Here is a 2974-nt window from a genome sequence, read left to right on the forward strand (position 1 = left end):
CGACACCGTGCGCGGGGCCAGGCCGGCCTGCCCGGCCAGGTCGCGCCGGGCGAGGGGGCCGTCCTCGGCCAGGGCGTGCAGGACCGAGCGCAGCGTGGCCGGGCGCGGCCCGCCGGAGGAGCGCAGGTAGCGCCCGAGGGCGAAGTCCTCCGCCCGGTGCACGAGCAGCGCGGCTGCCGGCTCGCCGTCCCGCCCGGCCCGCCCGACCTCCTGGTAGTAGGCGTCCAGCGACGGCGACGGGCCGGCGTGGACCACCAGGCGCACGTCCGGGCGGTCGATCCCCATGCCGAACGCCGACGTCGCCACCACGACGTCGCCGCGCCCGCCGACGAAGTCGTCCTGCACCTGGTCACGTCGCCGGGCGGACATGCCGGCGTGGTAGCCCTCGGCCTGCTCGCCCTGCCCCCGCAGCGCCTCCACGAGGCGCTCGACGTGGGCGCGGGTCTGCGCGTAGACGATGGTCGCGCCCGGCCGGGCGGCGACGGCGGCGAGCACGGCCTCCTCGGCGCGGCGGGCGTCGCCGACGTCCTGCGCGGCCAGGTGGATGTTGGGCCGGTCGACGTCGCCGACGACGACCTCGGCCCCGTCGAGCCCCAGCCTGCCGAGGATGTCCTCGCGGACGTGCTGGGACGCGGTGGCGGTCATGGCGAGCACGCGCGGGCGGCCCAGCCGCTCGACCGCGGCCCCCAGCAGCAGGTAGTCGGGACGGAAGTCGTGGCCCCACTCGCTCACGCAGTGCGCCTCGTCGACGACGACGAGCCCGACGTCCGCCTTCGACAGCGCCTCGACGACGGCGTCGCGGCCCAGCTGCTCGGGGGCCAGGAGCAGGACGTCCGCCTCACCCGAGGCCACCTCCTCCAGGGTCCGGCGCTGCGCGGCGTCGCCGAGGGTGGAGTTGAGCAGGCGTGCCTCCCGCCCGGTGCCCTCGAGGGAGGCGACCTGGTCGCGCTGGAGCGACAGGGTGGGCGAGACGACGACCGCGAGGCCCGGCCGCAGCCGGGAGGCGATGTCGTAGACGGCGGTCTTGCCCAGGCCCGACCGGGCGACCAGCAGGGTGTCCGTGCGGGCGAGCGCCGCCAGCGCGCGAGCCTGGTCGTCGCGCAGCTGCGCCCCCTCGCCCAGGACCGCGACGGTGGCCGCGGCCAGCGCCTCGGCGTCGGGGCCGGCCGGGAGGAGCGTGACGGAGGCCTGCCCGGTCGTCGTGGCGCGGGCGGTGCCGGTGGTGGTGCGGGTCGCGCGGGGGGCGGTGCGGGCCACGGGTGCTCCTCGGTGTCGTCCTGCCGAGGCACTGCTCCGTCCTCGGGGAGCGGCGGGTACCCCGGGGTGCCGGGGCCGACACCTGCCTCCCGACCCCCGGGCGTGTCGCCCGCAGCCGGGCTCAGGCGCGGGGCGCGGGACCCCCGTCCGGCGGCGGCGGGGAGACCCCGAGCCTCTCCGCCAGCGCCATGGCGTCGAACGGGGCGCGGACCTTGACGTCGTTGTCCAGGTAGACGACGACGTCCCGGCCGTCCTCGGCCCACCGGCGGGCCCGCTGCGCCCACCGCTCGAGCGACACGTCGTCGTAGCCGCTGACGTACAGCTCGGACTCCCCGTGCAGCCGGGCGTACGCCAGCCCCGAGGTGTTCTCGTCGATCATCGGCCAGCGCCCGGCGGTGTCCGCGACGACGACGGCGACGTCCTGGTCGCGGGCCAGCCGGACGAACCCCGGGTCCAGGAACGAGGCGTGCCGGACCTCGACCGCGTGGCGCAGCGGCCGCTCGGCGTCCGTCGTCGTCCAAGCACGTCCCTCCAGGCGGGCGTCGTGCTCCTGCGACAGCACGGCGGCCTCGGTCGTGGTGCGCGGCAGCAGCCGCAGGAACGCCTCCAGGCGGGCCGCGTCGAAGCCGAGCGTCGGGGGCAGCTGCCACAGCACCGGTCCGAGCTTGGGCCCCAGGGCGAGCGGCCCCGAGGCGAGGAAGTTGGCCAGCGGCACCCGCACGTCGGCGAGCTTCTTCATGTGGGTGATGAACCGCGGGCCCTTGACCGACAGCAGGAAGTCCTCGGGGGTCGCGGCGGACCAGGCGCGGTAGCTGTCCGGCTTCTGCAGCGCGTAGAACGAGCCGTTGACCTCGATGCTGCGCAGCCGGCGCGAGGCCCAGGCGAGCTCGTCGGCCTGCCGGAGGCCGGGCGGGTAGAACACGCCGCGCCAGGGCCGGTAGGTCCAGCCCGAGATGCCGATCCGGGTATCGGGCACGGCTGATCGTCCCGCAGCCGGGGCGCCCGGAGCCAGACGGCGCAGCGCCGTCAGCCGGGAGCCGCGACCAGCCCGGCGGCTCCCGGCCGGGCGGCGCGACGGGCCCGTCCCGCGCCGGCCCGGTACCAGGCGAGCACGACGGCGGCAGCGAGCAGGAGCTCGGCGGCGTCCCCGGCGTGGTACAGGACCAGCGCGGCGTCGCGGAGCTCCTCGGCGGACGACGGCGCCCCGGGCGGCAGCGCCGGTGCCCGCGCGTAGAGCAGCGTCGCCAGGTGCGCGTGCGCCCCCGCGAGGACCGCCAGGGTCCCGAGCCGGACCGCCGGCGAGGAGCGCGCCGGCGCCGGGTCCCCGCCGACCAGGGTCAGCGCGGACCACGTCCCCGCGAGCAGGGTGTGGGCGAGCACGAGGCCGTGCACCCAGCCGACCTGCAGCGACACCGCGTACAGCGGCGTGAGCAGGAGCACGTGCAGCCCGACGAGGACGGGCACCGCCGCGACGACCGGGTGCGAGAGCACGTGGACGGCCCGGCTGCGGAGCACCCGCGCCAACGGCCGCCGGGACCGGGTCGGCGACAGCGCGAGCAGCAGCCGCAGCGGTGACGCGGCGACGACCGCCACGGGCACCACCATCCCGAGCAGGACGTGCTGGACCATGTGCGCCACCGCCCCGTGCGCCGCCGCGTGGCCCGCCGGCCCGGCGACCGCGGACCCGTGGGCCGCGTGGTCGGGCACCGCAGCGGCG

At 77.8% G+C, this 2974-nt stretch carries 3 protein-coding genes; all 3 read right to left on the bottom strand.

What is annotated here, in order from left to right; translation table 11 throughout:
- On the bottom strand, window positions 1–1257 hold a 1257-nt coding region (locus tag WCS02_RS19195), incomplete at its 3' end, for a RecQ family ATP-dependent DNA helicase (RefSeq protein WP_340295887.1).
- A gap of 121 nt (window positions 1258–1378) precedes the next feature.
- Window positions 1379–2233, bottom strand: coding sequence for a DUF72 domain-containing protein (locus WCS02_RS19200; protein WP_340295888.1), 855 nt, complete (start codon window positions 2231–2233; stop codon window positions 1379–1381).
- A gap of 50 nt (window positions 2234–2283) precedes the next feature.
- Window positions 2284–2974, bottom strand: a 691-nt coding sequence (locus tag WCS02_RS19205) for a cytochrome c oxidase assembly protein (protein ID WP_340295889.1), incomplete at its 5' end; no start/stop codon positions are given.

It is taken from the genome of Aquipuribacter hungaricus, assembly GCF_037860755.1.
GTDB lineage: Bacteria > Actinomycetota > Actinomycetes > Actinomycetales > JBBAYJ01 > Aquipuribacter > Aquipuribacter hungaricus.